Raw genomic sequence first — 17091 nt, 5'->3', positions numbered from 1 at the left:
GGGCCATGAACAGCCTGAGCGCATTGGCGCCGCTGCGGGTGGAGCATGCCGGACAGCTGCACTGGCACGCCGCGGCCGAGCTGCTGGTGGTCGGCTTTGGCGGCGCCGGGGTCTGCGCCGCCATCGAGGCCGCCAGCAGCGGGCTCAGTGTGCTGGCCCTGGACCGCTTCGCCGGTGGCGGCGCCACGGCGCTCAGCGGTGGCGTGGTCTATGCCGGTGGCGGCACGCCCTACCAGCAGCGCGCCGGCTACCCGGACAACAGCGAGGCGATGTTCAACTATTTGCGCCAGGAAGTCGGCGAGGCGGTATCGGCCGACACCCTGCGCGACTTCTGCGAGCGCAGTGTCGAGCAACTGGCCTGGCTGGAGCGCCATGGCGTGGCCTTCGAAGCCAGCGTGCCGCCACAGAAAACCTCCTACCCCAGCGACCGTTACTACCTCTACTACTCGGGCAACGAAGCGGTGCCGGCCTACGCCGCGCAAGCCACACCCGCCCCTCGCGGGCACCGCGCCAAAGGCCCGGGCATGTCCGGTGCCAGCCTGTTTGCGCCGCTGCGCGCCAGTGCCCTGAAGCTCGGCGTGCGCCTGCGCAGCCAGTGTGAAGTGCGCCAGCTGGTGGTCGACAACCACGACCGGGTGCTCGGTGTGGTGGCCTGGCAACTGCCTGCCGATAGCCGCGCCGCCCGCCGCCATGCACGCCTGGCGCGCTGGGTCAGCGCCCTGCAGATGTACGCCCCGGCGCTGGCCGAGGTGCTGCGCAAGCGCCTGCGGCAGATCGAGCAGCGCCATGCCGTGCGCACCCTGATCCGCGCCGAAAAAGGCCTGCTGCTCAGCTGTGGCGGTTTTATCTTCAACCGCGAGCTGGTGGCCCGGCACGCGCCGCAGTACCTGGCCGGCCTGGCGCTGGGTAGCAGCGCCTGCGATGGCAGCGGCCTGCTCCTGGGCCAGAGCGCAGGCGCCAGCCTGGCGCGGATGGACAAGATCAGCGCCTGGCGCTTTATCAACCCGCCGCTGGCCTGGGCCCGCGGCATGATCGTCAACGGCCTGGGCCTGCGCTACTGCAACGAAGAGGTGTACGGCGCCACCCTCGGCCACGCCATGGTTGAAGAACAGCGCGGCAAGGCCATCCTGATTCTCAACCGCGCCCTGGTGCGCCAGGCGCTCAAGCAGGTCGGCCCGGGCAAGGTGTGGAACTTCCAGCGTTTGCCGGTGCTGCTCAACCTGCTGTTCAACGCCAAACGCGGCAACAGCCTGGAACAGCTGGCCGAACGCTGCGCCTTGCCCGCCGGCAACCTGCGCCAGAGCGTGGCGCAGTACAGCAGCGCGGCCCGAGGCGACATCGCCGACCCGCTGGGCAAGTCGGCGGCGATGCTCTGCCCGCTGGACAGCGGCCCCTGGTATGCCCTCGACCTGTCCTATGACAGCCGCCTGTTCCCCTGCCCGGCCCTGACCCTGGGCGGCCTGCGCGTCGACGAGCGCAGCGGCGCGGTGCTCGACCGGCACGGCGCGCCGATCGCCGGGCTGTACAGCGCCGGGCGCAATGCCGTGGGCGTGGCCTCCAACCTGTATGTCTCCGGCCTGTCCCTGGCCGACTGCATTTACTCCGGGCGGCGCGCTGCGGCGCATATCGCCACGCACGCCGCCCGCAACCCCGCACCATCAGGAGAACAACCATGCAACGTGTAGAAGGCAAAGTCTGCATCGTCACCGGCGCCGCCAGCGGTATCGGCCGCGAGGACGCCCTGCTGCTGGCCAGCCAGGGCGCCCGGGTGGTGCTTACCGACCTCAATGAACAGGCCGGTCGCGAAGTCGCCGCGCAGATCGGCAGCAAGGCGCTGTTCATCCGCCACGACATCGCCAGTGAAAGCGACTGGCAGCAGGTGGTCAAGACCACCCTGGAGCACTTCGGGCGCCTCGATGTGCTGGTCAACAACGCCGCCATCCTGGTGGCCGGCACCATCGAGGACACCTCGCTGGAAACCTGGCAGAAGGTCCAGAAGATCAACGGCGACGGTTACTTTCTCGGCTGCAAATATGCCATTGAAGCCATGAAGGACAGTGGCGGCGGCTCGATCGTCAACATGTCCTCGGTGGCCGCCCTGGGCGCCATGCCGATGTTCTGCGCCTATTCGGCCTCCAAGGGCGCGGTGGCGGCGATGACCCGCTCCATCGCCCTACACTGCAAGCAGCAGGGGTATCGCATCCGCTGCAACAGCGTGCACCCGGACGGCGTCAACACGCCGATGACCCAGGCCCTGGCCGGTGGCCAGCCGATCGACCAGGCGCTGCTCGACCAGGACCCGATGAACCGCATGTGCGCGCCGCGCGATATCGCCAACGTGGTGCTGTTTCTGGCCAGCGACGAATCGAACTTCGTCAACGGCGCCGAACTGCGGGTGGACAACGCGCAATTGATCAGCGGCATTTGAGGCGAAGATGAACATGGGCATGCAAGCGCTTGGGCAGGACTCGCTGGTGTCGGCCAGCGGCAGCTATCGGCTGCAGGTTTGCGCGGTGATCGACGAAACCGCCGATGCGCGCTCGCTGGTCCTGGAGGTGCCGGCGCAACTGCGCGAGCGCTTTCGCTACAAGCCGGGGCAGTTCCTGAGCTTTCGCGTGCCCTGTGCCGGCAAACTGCTGACCCGCTGCTACTCCATGGCCAGCTCGCCGCTGTGCGATGCCCGGCCCAAGGTGACCATCAAGCGGGTTGCCGACGGGCGGGTATCGAACTGGATGAACCAGCAGGTGCAGGTCGGCGACTGGCTCGAAGTGCTGCCACCGGCCGGGCATTTCTGCCTGGATGAGCGCCAGGCCACTGATCCTTCGCGGCCACTGGTGCTGTTTGCCGGGGGCTCGGGCATCACCCCGGTGATCTCGATCCTCAAGTCGGTGCTGCACAGCGGCGCTCGATCCGTCAGGCTGGTGTATGCCAACCGCGACGAAGCCTCGGTGATCTTTCGCGACGAACTGCGCCAGCTGAGCCAGGAGCACCCGCAGCGCCTGCAGGTGATCCACCTGCTCGATTCACTGCAGGGCTTTTTGCGCGACGCCCAGGTCCAGCAACTGGTCGGCGAAATGCGCGGCGGCGACTACTTCATCTGCGGCCCGGGGCCGTTCATGGACACCGTCGAGCGCAGCCTGCTGGCCCTGGGCGAAGCTGCCGCGTGCATCCATGTCGAGCGCTTCGTCTCGCCGCCCGACCCGGATCAACTCGCCGCGCAAGAGGCCGTTGCCCGCGCCGTCAGCAGCGACTCGGCCTGTGAGCTGCTGCTGGTCGAGCTCGACGGCGAGCAACACGAAATCCGTTGCCAGCCCGGCGATACCCTGTTGCAAAGCTGCCGGGCGGCGGGCCTGGACGTGCCGTCTTCGTGCGAAGAAGGCTTTTGCGGGGCCTGCATGTGTACGGTGCTCGAGGGTGAAACGCATCTTTCGCGCAACGATGTGCTCAGCGCCCGCGAGCTGGAGGAAGGCTGGACCCTGGCCTGCCAGAGCCGGCCACTGGGCGCGCGGGTGCGCTTGCGCTTCCCCGGCTGAGGGCCGGTGCCCGCTAGTCTCATCGGACGATCACTGCGGCCCCGACTGCGGTTAGACTCGGCGCCAGCAGCCCCACAACAATAAGACAGAGGTTCAGTTATGGCTCGTTTGCACAACAAGGTCGCCGTGGTTACCGGCGGCGCATCGGGTATCGGCCTGGCGTGCGTGCGCCGCTTCATTGCCGAAGGCGCCGAGGTCGTCGGCCTGGACATTGGCGAGGCGCCGGCGGACTTCCCCGGCCTGTTCATGAGCCTGGACGTGCGCGATGAAACCCGCGTGCAGCAGGTGATGAGCGAAGTCATCAGCCGCTTCGGGCGTATCGATGTGCTGGTCAATGCCGCCGGCGTCGCCGACCAGGGCAGCGTGACCCAGACCAGCACCGCCAACTGGCAGCGGGTGCTGGACATCAACCTCACCGGCAGCATGCTCACCAGCAAGCACGTGCTGGCGCAGATGGAGGCCCAGCGCAGCGGCTCGATCATCAACATCGGTTCGATCTTCGGCCTGCAGGGCTGCGACGGCAACGTTGCCTACAACGTCTCCAAGGGCGGCATCAACCAGCTGACCCGCTCGATGGCCATCGACTACGGCTACGCCAACATCCGCGTCAACGGCCTGTGCCCGGGCCTGATCGAAACGCCGATGACCAGCATGGTCCGCGAACAGCAGGCATTCCACGCCTTCTTCGCTTCGCAGCACATGCTCAACCGTTCCGGGCAGCCGGACGAAGTGGCCAACGTCGCGCTGTTTCTTGCCTCTGACGAAGCGTCGTTCGTCAGCGGCCAGATGATTGCCGTGGACGGCGGTTTCTCCGCTGGCCGCCGTTTCGCCCCGCCTAGCGCCTGACCTGCGGTGCCGGGCAGCCTGCCCGGCGCTTTCCCTGCTCATTCATCCTCAGCCTGAGGAGGCATCATGCTGCCTGTCGAAAACGCTCAGACCATCGCCCAACTGTTCGCCCGCGCCGCCCGGGACTACGGCGACAGCCCGGCCATCGAAGACGGCGGGCAGCGCATCAGCTACCGCCAGCTCGAGCTGTTGCGCCAGCAGGCCGCCCGCGCCCTGCTCGCCCTGGACGTGCAAGTGGCCGACCGGGTGGCAGTGTGGGCGCCCAACCTGTGGGAATGGATCGTTGCCGCCGGCGCCCTGCAGAGCATCGGCGCCACCCTGGTGCCGTTGAACACACGGATGAAAGGCAGCGAGGCCGGGCACATCCTGCGCGAGAGCGGCACCTGCGTGCTGTTTTGCATCAGCCGCTTTCTGGATAACGACTACCCGGCCATGCTCGCCGACCAAACCCTGCCGGCCCTGCGCCAGGTGATCAGCCTGCGCCCGGCAGAGCCGCGCCACGGCGGCCTGGCCTGGGAGGCGTTCATGGCCCTCGCCGAGCAAGTGCCGCAGGCGCTGTTGCAGGCCCGCGAGCAGCAGGTCGGGCCGCAGACCCTGTCCGACCTGTTGTTTACCTCCGGGACCTCCGGCAAGCCCAAGGGCGTGATGACCGCCCACGGCCAGAATCTGCAGGTAGTGCGCGACTGGAGCGAGATCGTCGGCCTGCGCCGGGGCGATCGCTACCTGATCGTCAACCCGTTCTTCCATTCCTTTGGCTACAAGGCCGGCTGGCTGGCAGCGCTGATGCGCGGCTGTACCATCATCCCGCAGCAGGTGTTCGAGGTGCAGGCGCTGCTCGACTGCGTGCAGCGCCAGCGCATCAACATCCTGCCCGGGCCGCCGACCCTGTATCAGTCGCTGCTGGCCCACCCGCAACGCCAGAACTACGACCTGAGCTCCTTGCGCGTCGCCGTCACTGGCGCCGCCGCGATCCCGGTGGAGATGATCGGGCGCATGCGCGAGGAGCTGGGCTTTGCCACCATCGTCACCGCCTACGGCCTGACCGAAGCCTGCGGCTTTGCCAGCATCTGCCGCCCCGGCGACAGCGCCGAGCGGGTCGCCAGCACCAGCGGCCGGGCCATGCCTGGGGTTCAGATCCGCTGCGTCAACAGCAGCGGCGCCAGGGTGCCGGCCAACGTGCCTGGCGAGGTGTTGATCCGCGGCTACAACCTGATGCATGGCTACCTCAACGACCCGCAGGCAAGCCTCGAAGCGGTGGATGCCGAAGGCTGGCTGCACACCGGCGACATTGGCGTGCTGGATGAACAGGGTTACCTGCGCATCACCGACCGGCTCAAGGACATGTTCATCACCGGTGGCTTCAACGTTTACCCGGCGGAGATCGAACAGACCTTGCTGCAGTACCCCGGAGTGGCCCAGGCCGCCGTGATTGGGATTGCCGATGAACGCCTGGGGGAAGTGGCCATGGCCTTCTTGCTGGCGGTGCCTGGACAGGTGATCGACGTGGCGCAGTTCAATACCTGGTGCCGCGAGCAGATGGCCAACTACAAAGTGCCGCGGCGGGTGCAAGTGGTCGAAGCCTTGCCGCTCAATGCCACGGGCAAAGTGGCCAAGCAGGTATTGCGCGGCTGGGTGTGAGGGCTGCTGTGCAGCCCATCGCCGGCAAGGCCGGCGATTGAGCCCGAAGGGGTTGTAACCCGCCGCTCAGATCACCCGCGCCGGATGTTGCTGGCGCGGGTCGCCGAGCAAGCCGCGATGGGAAGGCGGCTGGCGCCCGCCCGCTTCGCTGATGCCATACCCAGCGGCTATCTCGGCAGTGATCAGGGTTTGCCCGGAATAGCGCATCAACTGCGGGTCATTGAGCAGCGCATGAATCACCCGCCCATTGAACTGCGGCGTCTCGGCATCGGCAAGAAACGCCTTGTACTGCTCGCCATGCTGCTCGCCGGCAATCCGCGTGCGCTCGGTCAGTTGCGGGCCTAACCATAGCGACACGGCGGCGACGCCCTGGCCTTCGAAATCGATGGCCATGTCGGCGGCCAGCTTGTCGCAGCCGGCCTTCTGCGCGCCATAAGCCGGCCCATGCATGTAGCAGCCAGCGCCAAACGATGAGGTGAAACACACCAGCCCCTGGCGGCTGCGCAGCAACAGCGGCGCGCCATGGTAGCTGGCGACATAGGCTGAACGCAGGCCGACGTCGAGGATACCCGCCAGCGCCAGCGGTTTGCTCCAGAACGGCCCCGGTTCGATCAACTGGTCATGGATGAACGCCGCGTTGTTGACCAGCAGATCCAGGTGCCCGCATTCGCGCTCGACCCGGGCGAACAGCGCCTGCACCTGGGCATCGTCGGCGTGATCGCAGGTCACCGCGATGCCTTGCCCGCCCACCGCGCTGATCGCCTCGGCGGTGGCCTGCAGGTCGCCGTCCAGGGCATGCCCGTACAAATGTGAACCGCCCTGCCCGCGGGCCCGGCCAGTAACGTAAACGGTCATGCCGGCCGCGCCGAGGGCCAGGGCGATACCCTGGCCGACACCGCGGCTGGCGCCGGTGACCACGGCAACCTGCCTGTGTTGTGTACTCATGGGGTGCATCCTCAAGAAACCAGCGCCGCCTGGGCCTGGTGATTACTGGCTAACGCGCCGATATGGTTGGCGGCCAGGTAGCCGAAGGTCATGGCCGGGCCGAGGGTCGACCCCGCCCCCGGATAGGTACGGCCCATCATCGATGCGGCGCTGTTGCCAATGGCATACAGGCCGAGGATCGGTTGGCCGTCCTCGTGCAGCACCCGCGCATGCACATCGGTGAGCAAGCCGCCCTTGGTGCCGATATCACCGGCATCGACCCGCACCGCATAGAACGGTGCCTGCAGCAACGGCGCCAGGCACGGGTTGGGCTGCACACCGGGGTCGCCGTAATAGCGGTCGAACAACGACTCGCCCTTGGCAAAATCCTCGTCGCGACCCAGGCTGGCCATGGCATTGAAGCGCTGCACGGTACGCGCCAGGCCTGCGCCATCGACCCCGATGCTGGTCGCCAGGGCTTCAAGACTGTTGGCCTTGTGGAAGTAGTCGCGCAGGTGCCGGGGCAACTGCCAGTCGCGCTGGGCATAGCCCGGCAACAGCGCGCCACAGGGGTATTTACGCCGGAAGCTGGCGTCGAAGACCATCCAGCACGGCACGCTGCTGGCGCCTTCGCGGTTGTTGGCATACATGGCGTAGACGATGTCGGTGTACGGCGCTGCTTCGTTGACGAAGCGCTGGCCCGCGGCATTGACCAGCACGCAGCCGGGCAAGGTGCGTTCGACAAACAGCGCGCGCTGCTTCTCTTCGCCCTGCACATGGGTGGTCGGCGCCCACCAGCTGTGTTCCATCAGCGCGGTGCGCGCGCCCACGGCCTGGCCGGCGCGAATGCCGTCGCCGGTGTTGTGCGGCGGCGTCGCGCTCCAGCGCGCTTGCGAGGGCTGCGGGTGATACTGGTCGCGCATCGCCTGGTTACGCTCGAAGCCACCGGCGGCGATGATCACCCCGTGACGCGCCTTGATCCTCACCAGCTTGCCGTCGCGACGCACCTGGGCGCCGCCGATGCGCCCGTCGACGATCAGCAGCTGCTCCAGCGCGCAGTCGAGCCACAGCGGCACCTCACGGTCGAGCAACGAGCAGCGCAAGGCGCCGACCAGGGCGTTGCCCAGGGTCAGGAAGCGATCCCGGCGCGACAGCTTGCGGCCCGTGCGGTCGCGCCAGTAGCGCCACATCACCCGCAGGGTCAGGCGCAGCCAACCCTTGCCGCGACACAGCAGCACCTGGGCTTCTTTCATGGTCATGGCCATGCGACCCATCATCAGCGTGCCCGGTGACGGCGCGCGCATCTTCAGGAACTCGTCGCCCAGTTGCGCCGCGTCGAACGGCAAGGGGTCCATGGAGCGGTAGCCAGGCTTGCCGCCCGGTACTTCGGGGTAGTAGTCGGCATAGTGCGGCTGCGCCTCGAAGCGCACCCGCGAGTGTTGTTCGAGGTATTCGAGCATGCGCCGGCCCTGCTCGACGTAGGTTTCGATGCGCCCGTCGTCGATCTCGCCCTGGGTGACCGTCTTGAGGTAGGCGACGGCCTCCTCGGCCGAGTCGTGCCCGCCCAGGGCACTGATGCGCGGGTTGTTGGGGATCCACACACCACCGCCGGACACCGCCGAGGTACCGCCGTATTCGCTACTTTTTTCGATCACCAGGGCCTTGAGCCCCAGGTCATGGGCGCGCAGGGCGGCGGTCATGCCGCCGGCCCCCGAACCGATCACCAGCACGTCGCAACAGTGGTCCCAGTCGATCCCGGCTTCGTTCATGTGCTCACCTTGTAAAGGGCAATGGACAACAGGCCGCGCCGGCAGTCGGCCGGGGGCATTGGTCATTGATTGTTCGATGCCCGGCGCGGGCCAACATCGTCCGATGGGACTAGCGCCAGCGTCCGGCGCACTTGGCGGCATCGCTTAGTCCGCTTGGACGATGTTGCGCCGCCAAGGGGATTCCATAGTCGCCTCCAGCTTCACCTCCCACCTTGAATACAGCGGTCGGGCAGGTCTGACCGCGGCATGAGGACGACATGATAAAAACAACAATCGCCCCACCTTCACTCAATACCTGCGTGCGCCTGGGGATGCTGATGCTGGCCGGCGGCCTGGGCACCCCGGCCAGCGCCCTGACCTTTCAGGCCAACGATGACCTGAGCATCGACTGGGACACCACCCTCACCTACAGCCTGGCCTGGCGTACCGAGGGCCGCGACCACAAGCTGGTGGCCAACGCCGACGGCAACGATGGCGACAACGCCTTCGACCGCGGCAGCCTGATCAACAACCGCGTTGGCTTTCTCACCGAGGCCAACCTTAAGTGGCAGGACAACTACGGCCTGTTCGTGCGCGCTGCCGGCTTCTACGACAACGTCTACGACCAGGGCAACGACAACAACAGCGGTGCCTCCAACTGCCTGGCCAGCGGCAACTGCCGGCGCGCCGACCGCTTCTCCCAGGACACCATCGACCAGCACCGCGATGACCTGCGCCTGCTCGACGCCTATGCCTACGGCAGCTGGGACGTTAGCGGCCACAACCTCAACCTGCGGGTCGGCGATCAGGTGGTGAGCTGGGGTGAAAGCCTGTTCTACCCGGGCATCTCTGCGGCCCAGAGCCCGGTCGATGCGACCAAGGCCACCACCCCCGGGGTCGAGGTCAAGGAAGTGCTGCTGCCGGTCGGCCAGGTGTTCGGCCAGTTCAGCCTGACCGAGGCCCTGGAGCTGCAAGCCTACTACCAGTACAAGTGGGAGAAGACCGACCTGTTCGGGGTCGGCAGCTATTTTTCCAGCACCGACCTGATCGACCGCGGCGGTTTCAGCGACGCCTCAGGCTTCGTTACCCGCCTCAAGGACGACGAGCCCAGTGACAGCGGCCAGTACGGCGTGGCCCTGCGCTACACCGCCGAGTCGCTGAACAACACCGAGTTCGGCCTCTACTACTCGCGCTACCACGACAAGAACCCGTCGCTGGACTTCCAGACCGACCTGGGCCACTACCGCGTGCGCTACTTCGACAACATCGACCAGTACGGCGCAAGCTTCGGTACCGTGCTCGGCGACACCAGCATCGCCGGTGAGGTCAGCTACCGCGACGGCGCGCCGGTGATGGTCGACAACGGTTTCTCAAGCCCGGTGCGGGCGCAGACCCTGCAGGCCCAAGTGTCGATGATCCACGTGGTCGGCCCGACCGCCTTTGCCGACAACACCACCCTGGTCGGCGAGCTGGTCTACAACACCGTGCTCGACAACGACGCCTCGACCCCGCTGACCCTGGCCCCCGGCCTGACCCTGCCGGGCACCGACAGCCTGGTGCTGGACCGCGACGCCTGGGGCTACACGGTACAGGCGACCTTCGACTACAACGACGTGTTCAGCGGCTGGGACATGTCGGTACCGGTCACCTACAGCAGCGCCGCCCAGCACGACAGCGCCCTGACCGGCTCGATCAATGCCGGGCAAGGCGATGAGCGCGCAAGCATCGGCACCACCTGGCGCTACCTCGGCAACTTCACCGTCGAAGCGCTCTACAACGCCTACCTGGGTAACGCCAACAACTCGCCCCTGGCCGACCGCGACAACGTCGCCCTCAACTTCAAGTACCGCTTCTGAAGCCCCTGATGGAGGAGCACCGCATGTCTACTCTCACGCATCCCTGGTTGCGCACCACCCTGGCGGCCGCCCTGCTCGGCGCAAGCCTGGCCCACGCCAATGTCAGCAATAACGATGCCGCGCGCCTGGGCCAGGACCTGACCCCGGTCGGCGCCGAGCGCGCCGGCAACGCCGATGGCAGTATTCCGGCCTGGACCGGCAAATGGCGCGGGCTGCCGCCGCATCTGAAATTCGCCGGCCCAGGCACGCCCTACCCCGACCCATACGCCGACGAAAAACCGCTGTTCACCATCACCGCGCAGAACGTCGAGCAATACGCCGCCAACCTCACCGACGGCCAGAAGGCGCTGTTCAAGCGCTACCCCAACTCGTTCAAGATCCCGGTCTACCCCAGCCATCGGGACTTCAGGGTCGACCAGGCCAGCGAAGATGCGCTCAAGCGCAACGCACTGAACGCCACGCTCAGCGCCGACGGCAACGATGCCCTCAACGCCTTCGGCGCCTCGCCGTTCCCGATCCCGAAGAACGGCAACGAGCTGATCCTCAACCACAACATGCAGGCACGGGCGGTCACCGAAGAGGCCAACTACCAGCAGGTGGTGGTGTATGCCGACAACAACAAGGCCCTGGAGAAGGTCAACTACAAGATCTACTCGTTGTGGTCCGACCCCAAGCAGAGCGCGCAAAGCGTCAACGGCGTGTTCACCGACTTTTTGCTCACCACCCTTGAGCCGGTGCGCAAGAAAGGCGAGATCATCGTCGGCCACGAATTCATCAACGCCGCCGCCCAACCGCGCCATGCCTGGCAATACACCCCGGGCCAGCGCCGGGTACGCCGGGCGCCGACCGTGGGCTACGATTCGCCCACCGGTGCCGGCGGCTTTCGCGTCTACGATGAAGACCGCCTGTTCAACGGTGCCACCGACCGCTACGACTGGAGCATCGTCGGCAAGAAAGAAATCTACATCCCCTACAACAACTACAAGATCGACAGCCCCGAGGTGAACACCGCGCAGATCCTCTCTACCAGCGGCCATATCAACCCGGAGCTGATGCGCTATGAAAAACACCGGGTGTGGGTGCTGCAGGCAACCCTCAAGCCATCTGCCCGGCACATCTATGCCAAGCGCCTGATCTACATCGATGAAGACAGCTGGGCGGCTACCCTGGCCGACAACTTCGACGCCCGTGGCCAGCTGTGGCGCACCAACATGCAGACCTCGGTGTATGCCTATGAGATCCAGCGCTTCCACGCGCGCCTGGGGATCTATCACGACCTGATCGCCGGTTCCTACCTGGTCGATCGCCTGCTCGACGAGCAAAAGCCGGCCAAGCTCAACGCCAGCAACTTTGCCGCCGACGAGTTCACCCCCGGCAACCTGCGCAAGCTCGGTACCCGCTGAGCCCCAGGCACGCCGCCCTGCTCCCGAGCGCTGCGCTCGGGAGCAGGCGTTTTCGCCGCTGGCGAAGTACAATAGCCGCCGTACTGCCCGCGCCCCCCCGCGCGCGGCCCCGCCTTTGAACGATCAATGGATGATCCTGGTGAAACCCCTGAAGAACCGTTTTCTCGCCATCGCCATGCAGGTGGAGCTCAACCTCAGCATCTGGACCGGCGGCCTCTACATGATCTGGGTGCTGTTCGACCGTGATGCGACGCGATACTTCGAGACCTACGCAGTGTTTGCCATCGTCAGCCTCTGCCTGTTCTTCTTCACCGCGCTGTTCGTGCGCTGCCCGGAATGCAACACCTCCATGCACCACCTGTACAAGCCGGGTGAAGGGCTGTTGATGCACCGCGGCTTCCTGCCCCATGAGGTCTTCACCCAGAAGCTGATCGAGTGCCCCAAGTGCAACCAGGTGGTGAAATTTCGCGATTAGCGCAGGCTGATAACGATTTTGCGCGCAAGCATGCCCACCAACATACCGGCGAGGGTCAGCAGCACATCGGCGCTGAACTTTGCCGAGTAGTCAGGCGCATAAATACGGTCATGGCTGTAGAAGGTCGGGCCAGTGTTGAACAGCGCGTGGTAACCATTGGGAAAGAACGCCACCGCGCACAGCACCACGATCAAGCCCAGGGTCCAGGCGCCGGTGCCGTCGTAGGACTGGCTACGAAACCAGAGCAGAATCCAGGTGAGCACAGCGGCGAGCAGCGGCGTCCAGAACTGCGAAGTGAGGGCGTTGTAGAATTCAATCGGGAAGTACATGGCGTTGCTGAGTCCTTTCAATGACACGGTGGGTAAAGCGCGGCGAATTCTATCACGGCAGTCTGGTTTACTCAGTGCACTCAACTAAACCAGAAAAATGAAACCACTCCCGCTATCAGGCACACCCACACTATCGACGTCACCCTGGACGCAGCTTCGCTGCGACGACTTAGTTGTTGATCCAGAACTGCCCGGTTCGATTTTCTCTCTCCTTTCTCCCCGAGCTGAAGGTAATCACTCAGCGCATAAATGATCCTGGAGAAATTTTTATGGTGCCGATGATTGCCAGGAAGGTTCGCCCCGACCTTCAAGGACGACTCGATTCTTACAACGCAAACGCCCGGCTCCAGATCATCAACTACGATGGTCACTCGTTCGCCCCAGGAAAACGCCGACATGCCCGCCGACACATCGATTCTGCCGATGAACATGTCGACGTGCGTGGCTTGCAGCCCCAGGTTCGGCAGGACTTCGCCTAGCGCTTCGAGCACGACTTCTTTGGGAAACGGAAATTTTTGCTCGGTGGCCTGTGATCCACTGCCCATACGATTGCTCCCGTGCGCCATTCATTTGTGGCTCTGCGTGATACAGGAGGTTAGATCATCGAGCATCGACCTGCGGTGCAAAACTGACCTTTTGCAGTCGGTCCAGCCCTACCCCGTAGTAGAACGAAAACGGCCGCCCGGCCTGATACGCGTAATCGCCACACATCTCGCGCAGGCCCTGGCGCCCGGCGTCGGCCATATCAAAGGGCTGGTAGGGGTGCTCGCCGAGTGATCCGAACTCAATGGTCAGCCAGGTCGAGCGAAACTTGCCGTAGGACATCTGGCTTCCCATGCTGACCTTCAGCCCTCCCGCCTCGAGGCGCTCGCGCAAGTCACGGTCGTCAAAGTACAGGCTGGCAGGCACGCGCAGGGTCATCTTGTCGTGGGTGAGAATGTCCATGCCGCCTTCCAGTTGCGCGCTATCGGCCTTGAAGCCGGTAATGACAAACGGCAAGGCGCTCTGCACGAAACTGTCGAGCTGGCAGCTCACCTCGGCGTTGACCGTGCGGCTACCGGCAAAGGCATGGCGCCGCTCGCTGTCGCTGATGCGAGTATCGAGGCTCGTTTCGTAGGGCAAGTCGAACCACAGCGGTATGACCTTGCGCCCCATCGCGACGACGTTGGCAGGCGCCGGGCCGATTTCCCTCCCTGCTGCATTCAGGCGCTTGGCCTGACTGTAGTCCAGCTGCAATTGCACGCTGGAGACCACCGCCTTGCGCGCCTTCAGGATGGTATCGAACTGGCCGGCCAGGGCCTGGCGTTGCGCGGCGCTCAGGGCAGGCTCAGGGCCGCGCAGCACAAGGGTGTCACTGTGCTGGGGATCGAGCTCGATCTGCAGCCGTTGCGTATCGATGTGCTGGGTGGCCAACAGCTGCTCGACGGCCTGGCGGTAAACCTCGTGCACTTGCCCGGCGTCACCGCGAGGATGGGCACCGCCCTGGAACTGCAACTGTGCCAGCACCACCCTGGGCTCCTTGAACAAGGCCACAGCGAGCAGTGCACACAACCCGATACCCGCACCCACCATCAGCTTCCCTGCCGCACTTCGACTCATTACAAGCCTGCTCCTTGACCAAGACATCCGCAGTACACCTGCGGGCGCGGATGATAACCGCCATTAGCGCTTATTGCTTGTGCGGCAAACGCCATTGTTACTGTTTCACCAATAAAGCTTCTCAGCCCCGGGCGTTTATCCGCAAACACCCTCGGCCTAAACTGAAATCAGTTTCCAGGCCAAGCCCCTGCCCCGCTTCCCAGCTGACCAGCGCTGCCCATCAGGCGTTGATGCTGCCAACTTAATTCCCCCTGAGCCTTGCGCACTGCGTGCGTGCAATGCCTATGACTAACGGAACGTATAAACAATGACGGATGACCCTCGAACGCAAACCCGGAAGTTTGCCACGACCGCGAGCGTGCTGTTTTCCCTGCTGGTTCTAGTGATATCGCTGGCGTTGCTATATGGCGGCCTCAAACTGGTGATACTGGGAGGATCAACTTATTACTTGATCGCCGGCCTTGCCTACTTACTGCTGGCGGCACTGTTTTTCTGGCGCAAACGCAGCGGCATTACCCTTTCCGTGGTTATCGCCCTTGCAACCTGTGCCTGGGCATTTTACGAAGTGGGCCAGTTTAGTTACTGGCAACTGCTGCCGCGCCTGGTGGTTCCGGCGATTATCCTGACCCTGAGCCTGTGGGTCGGTGCTGCGTTCCCAGGTACCTCTGCGAACACTAGGCGCCTGGCCAACGGCAGCGGTTTTGTCGTGTTTGCGGCGCTGATCGCAACCTTCGTTGCTGCGTTCTATCCGCACGGCGCGATCTCCAACCCGGTCGCTAGCACCGGTGCGCCCGCGCCCAAAGCGCCCGCCTCCGCACCTGAAAACTGGGAGTTCTTTGGCCGCAGTGCATCCGGCACGCGCTTTGCGCCGTTCAGCCAGATCACCGCAGACAACGTCAAGGACCTGCAAGTGGCGTGGATCTACCGCACCGGCCGCAGGACTACCGGCAATGGCGCCGGTGTCGACGAAAACACCCCGCTGCAGATCGGCAACGTGCTGTATTCGTGCACCCCGGAAAACCTGATCACCGCCCTCGACGGCGACAGCGGCAAGCCGATCTGGAAATTCGACCCGCACGCCAGCAGTGCCGAGCACGTCACCTGCCGCGGCGTGGGCTATTACGACATCGACAAGGACGACAGCCTGAGCACTGAGGTCAAAGCCTCCTACAACGATCAGCAACAATGCCGTCAGCGCATTCTGGTGTCGTCTGTCGATGCGCGCTTGTTTGCCCTCGATGCGCACACCGGCAGCCTGTGCCCGAACTTTGGCGACAACGGCTTCGTCGACCTGAAAAAAGGCATGGGCCCGACCGAGAACAGCAAGCGCTATCACCCGACCTCCCTGCCGGTGGTCATGGGCCACCTCACTGTGGTCGGTGGCTGGGTCCGCGACATCGTCGGCAAAGAACCTTCCGGCGCGGTGCGGGCCTTTGACGTACTCACCGGTGCGCTGGTGTGGGCCTGGGATATCGGCGCGCCTGAGGATGCGGATACCACCGCCGCCGATCACGCCTTCACGCTGGAAACCCCCAACGTCTGGACCGTTCCGACTTTCGACAAGGAACTGAACCTGGTCTACCTGCCAACCGGCAACGGCCCGCCCGACTATTGGGGTGGCGACCGCAACCAGGCCAAGGAAAAGTATGGCTCGGCCGTGGTTGCCGTCGATGCCTCGACCGGCAAAGCGAAATGGGTTTACCAGACCGTTCACCACGACGTGTGGGACTACGACCTGCCATCGCAGCCGGTGCTGTACGACATCAAGAATGCCCAGGGCGAAAAACCCCGGTGCTGATCCAGACCAGTAAAACCGGCAACATCTTCGTACTGGACCGCCGCACCGGCCAGCCGGTTACCGAAGTGCAGGAGCGCCCGGTGCCGACTGCACCGGCTGCAGAAGGCGAACACCTGGCGCCCACCCAACCGCACTCGGTGGGCATGCCGGTGATTGGTGCCGAGCCACTGACTGAAAAGTCCATGTGGGGCGTGAGCACCTTCGACCAACTGTACTGCCGCATCATGTTCAAGGACTCCGTCTACGTCGGCCCCTTTACCCCGCCAACCGAAAAACCCTACATCGAATGGCCGGGCCTGTTGGGCGGCATGAACTGGGGTGGTATCTCCATCGACGAAAACACCGGCATGATGTTCGTCAACGACATGCGCGTGCCACTGCGCATGGCCCTGGTCACCAAGGAAAACACCAAGAAGTTCAAAGTCTCGACCGATGAAGTGCCTGGCTTCATGGGCACCATTCGCCCACAAGTTGCCGGCATCTATGGCGGGGTGAAAATCGATATTCTGCAATCCCCCCTGGGCGTACCGTGCAACAGCCCGCCGTTCGGCAGCATGAGCGCCATCGACCTGAATACCCAGAAACTGGTCTGGCAAGTGCCGCTGGGCACTGTCCAGGACACCGGCCCACTGAGGATCAAAACCCACCTGCCGATCCCGCTGGGCATGCCGACCCTTGGCGGCCCGACCTCAACGGCGTCCGGCCTGGTGTTCTTTGCCGGCACCCAGGATTACTACCTGCGCGCGCTCGACTCGGCCACCGGTAAAGAAGTGTGGAAAGCCCGCCTGCCGGTCGGTGCTGTAGCCGCGCCGTTGATCTACCAGTCGCCGGCTACCGGCAAGCAATATGTGGTGATCTCGGCGGGCGGCATGAGCCATTCGCCGGATGTGGGCGACTACATCATTGCTTATGCGTTGCCGGAGGGAACGGGGAAGCAATAAG

General features: G+C 64.7%; 13 protein-coding genes and 1 pseudogene. 9 read left to right on the top strand and 5 right to left on the bottom strand.

The features are described 5' to 3' along the window. Positions 1-5: 5 nt before the first annotated feature. The 5 genes from LOY54_RS10000 to LOY54_RS09980 all read left to right on the top strand — a co-directional run bounded on the left by LOY54_RS10000 (position 6) and on the right by LOY54_RS09980 (position 6017). Positions 6-1685 carry an FAD-binding protein gene (locus LOY54_RS10000; RefSeq protein WP_258610272.1) on the top strand — a complete coding sequence of 560 codons (1680 nt, stop codon included), beginning with the start codon at positions 6-8 and terminating at the stop codon, positions 1683-1685. Beyond that, the gene (locus tag LOY54_RS09995) at positions 1673-2428 is read left to right on the top strand and encodes a glucose 1-dehydrogenase (protein ID WP_045201630.1); all 756 of its coding nucleotides are present in this window, start codon (positions 1673-1675) and stop codon (positions 2426-2428) included. Before LOY54_RS10000 ends, LOY54_RS09995 begins: the two co-directional genes overlap by 13 nt. Before the next feature lie 13 nt (positions 2429-2441). After that, positions 2442-3533 carry a ferredoxin--NADP reductase gene (locus LOY54_RS09990; protein WP_258610271.1) on the top strand — a complete coding sequence of 364 codons (1092 nt, stop codon included), beginning with the start codon at positions 2442-2444 and terminating at the stop codon, positions 3531-3533. Between the two features lie 99 nt (positions 3534-3632). Next, the gene (locus LOY54_RS09985) at positions 3633-4379 is read left to right on the top strand and encodes an SDR family NAD(P)-dependent oxidoreductase (protein ID WP_093384815.1); all 747 of its coding nucleotides are present in this window, start codon (positions 3633-3635) and stop codon (positions 4377-4379) included. Between the two features lie 66 nt (positions 4380-4445). After that, on the top strand, positions 4446-6017 hold the full coding sequence (locus LOY54_RS09980) for a FadD3 family acyl-CoA ligase (protein ID WP_258597261.1): 1572 nt from the start codon (positions 4446-4448) through the stop codon (positions 6015-6017). A gap of 66 nt (positions 6018-6083) precedes the next feature. On the opposite strand, the gene LOY54_RS09975 is transcribed toward LOY54_RS09980, so the two are convergent. Next, positions 6084-6962 (bottom strand): SDR family NAD(P)-dependent oxidoreductase, encoded by an 879-nt coding sequence (locus LOY54_RS09975; RefSeq protein ID WP_195883611.1) that lies wholly within the window; start codon positions 6960-6962, stop codon positions 6084-6086. Between the two features lie 11 nt (positions 6963-6973). Further along, complete coding sequence (locus tag LOY54_RS09970; RefSeq protein WP_258610270.1) at positions 6974-8710, bottom strand: FAD-dependent oxidoreductase; 1737 nt, start codon at positions 8708-8710, stop codon at positions 6974-6976. A 257-nt stretch (positions 8711-8967) separates the two neighbouring features. Between LOY54_RS09970 and LOY54_RS09965 the strand changes: the two genes are divergently transcribed. The 3 genes from LOY54_RS09965 (at position 8968) to LOY54_RS09955 (ending at position 12423) form a co-directional block, all read left to right on the top strand. Further along, positions 8968-10545 carry a DUF1302 domain-containing protein gene (locus LOY54_RS09965; protein WP_195883609.1) on the top strand — a complete coding sequence of 526 codons (1578 nt, stop codon included), beginning with the start codon at positions 8968-8970 and terminating at the stop codon, positions 10543-10545. 23 nt (positions 10546-10568) lie between these two features. Then, positions 10569-11948 (top strand): DUF1329 domain-containing protein, encoded by a 1380-nt coding sequence (locus tag LOY54_RS09960; protein ID WP_258610269.1) that lies wholly within the window; start codon positions 10569-10571, stop codon positions 11946-11948. 130 nt (positions 11949-12078) lie between these two features. Beyond that, positions 12079-12423, top strand: coding sequence for a hypothetical protein (locus LOY54_RS09955; RefSeq protein ID WP_045201647.1), 345 nt, complete (start codon positions 12079-12081; stop codon positions 12421-12423). On the opposite strand, the gene LOY54_RS09950 is transcribed toward LOY54_RS09955, so the two are convergent. From LOY54_RS09950 to LOY54_RS09940, 3 genes are all read right to left on the bottom strand, one after another. Further along, positions 12420-12752 carry a hypothetical protein gene (locus LOY54_RS09950; protein WP_045201648.1) on the bottom strand — a complete coding sequence of 111 codons (333 nt, stop codon included), beginning with the start codon at positions 12750-12752 and terminating at the stop codon, positions 12420-12422. The genes LOY54_RS09955 and LOY54_RS09950 overlap by 4 nt on opposite strands. Positions 12753-12832: 80 nt before the next feature. Next, positions 12833-13297 (bottom strand): hypothetical protein, encoded by a 465-nt coding sequence (locus LOY54_RS09945; RefSeq protein WP_052676574.1) that lies wholly within the window; start codon positions 13295-13297, stop codon positions 12833-12835. Positions 13298-13352: 55 nt separating this feature from the next. Then, positions 13353-14351 (bottom strand): hypothetical protein, encoded by a 999-nt coding sequence (locus LOY54_RS09940; RefSeq protein WP_156160248.1) that lies wholly within the window; start codon positions 14349-14351, stop codon positions 13353-13355. A 307-nt stretch (positions 14352-14658) separates the two neighbouring features. Between LOY54_RS09940 and LOY54_RS09935 the strand changes: the two are divergent. Beyond that, a pseudogene (locus LOY54_RS09935) lies at positions 14659-17090 on the top strand (membrane-bound PQQ-dependent dehydrogenase, glucose/quinate/shikimate family). The last annotated feature ends 1 nt before the right edge of the window (position 17091 follow it).

Origin of the sequence: Pseudomonas sp. B21-032 (assembly GCF_024748965.1) — a bacterium.
Taxonomy (GTDB): domain Bacteria; phylum Pseudomonadota; class Gammaproteobacteria; order Pseudomonadales; family Pseudomonadaceae; genus Aquipseudomonas.
This window is presented reverse-complemented; position numbering and strand designations above follow the sequence as displayed.

Bases quoted from the DNA above. Each gene is read 5' to 3' on its own strand.
- LOY54_RS10000 (WP_258610272.1), top strand. From the start codon at position 6: ATGAACAGCCTGAGCGCATTGGCGCCGCTGCGGGTGGAGCATGCCGGA.
- LOY54_RS09995 (WP_045201630.1), top strand. From the start codon at position 1,673: ATGCAACGTGTAGAAGGCAAAGTCTGCATCGTCACCGGCGCCGCCAGC.
- LOY54_RS09990 (WP_258610271.1), top strand. From the start codon at position 2,442: ATGGGCATGCAAGCGCTTGGGCAGGACTCGCTGGTGTCGGCCAGCGGC.
- LOY54_RS09985 (WP_093384815.1), top strand. From the start codon at position 3,633: ATGGCTCGTTTGCACAACAAGGTCGCCGTGGTTACCGGCGGCGCATCG.
- LOY54_RS09980 (WP_258597261.1), top strand. From the start codon at position 4,446: ATGCTGCCTGTCGAAAACGCTCAGACCATCGCCCAACTGTTCGCCCGC.
- LOY54_RS09975 (WP_195883611.1), bottom strand. From the start codon at position 6,962: ATGAGTACACAACACAGGCAGGTTGCCGTGGTCACCGGCGCCAGCCGC.
- LOY54_RS09970 (WP_258610270.1), bottom strand. From the start codon at position 8,710: ATGAACGAAGCCGGGATCGACTGGGACCACTGTTGCGACGTGCTGGTG.
- LOY54_RS09965 (WP_195883609.1), top strand. From the start codon at position 8,968: ATGATAAAAACAACAATCGCCCCACCTTCACTCAATACCTGCGTGCGC.
- LOY54_RS09960 (WP_258610269.1), top strand. From the start codon at position 10,569: ATGTCTACTCTCACGCATCCCTGGTTGCGCACCACCCTGGCGGCCGCC.
- LOY54_RS09955 (WP_045201647.1), top strand. From the start codon at position 12,079: ATGATCCTGGTGAAACCCCTGAAGAACCGTTTTCTCGCCATCGCCATG.
- LOY54_RS09950 (WP_045201648.1), bottom strand. From the start codon at position 12,752: ATGTACTTCCCGATTGAATTCTACAACGCCCTCACTTCGCAGTTCTGG.
- LOY54_RS09945 (WP_052676574.1), bottom strand. From the start codon at position 13,297: ATGGGCAGTGGATCACAGGCCACCGAGCAAAAATTTCCGTTTCCCAAA.
- LOY54_RS09940 (WP_156160248.1), bottom strand. From the start codon at position 14,351: ATGAGTCGAAGTGCGGCAGGGAAGCTGATGGTGGGTGCGGGTATCGGG.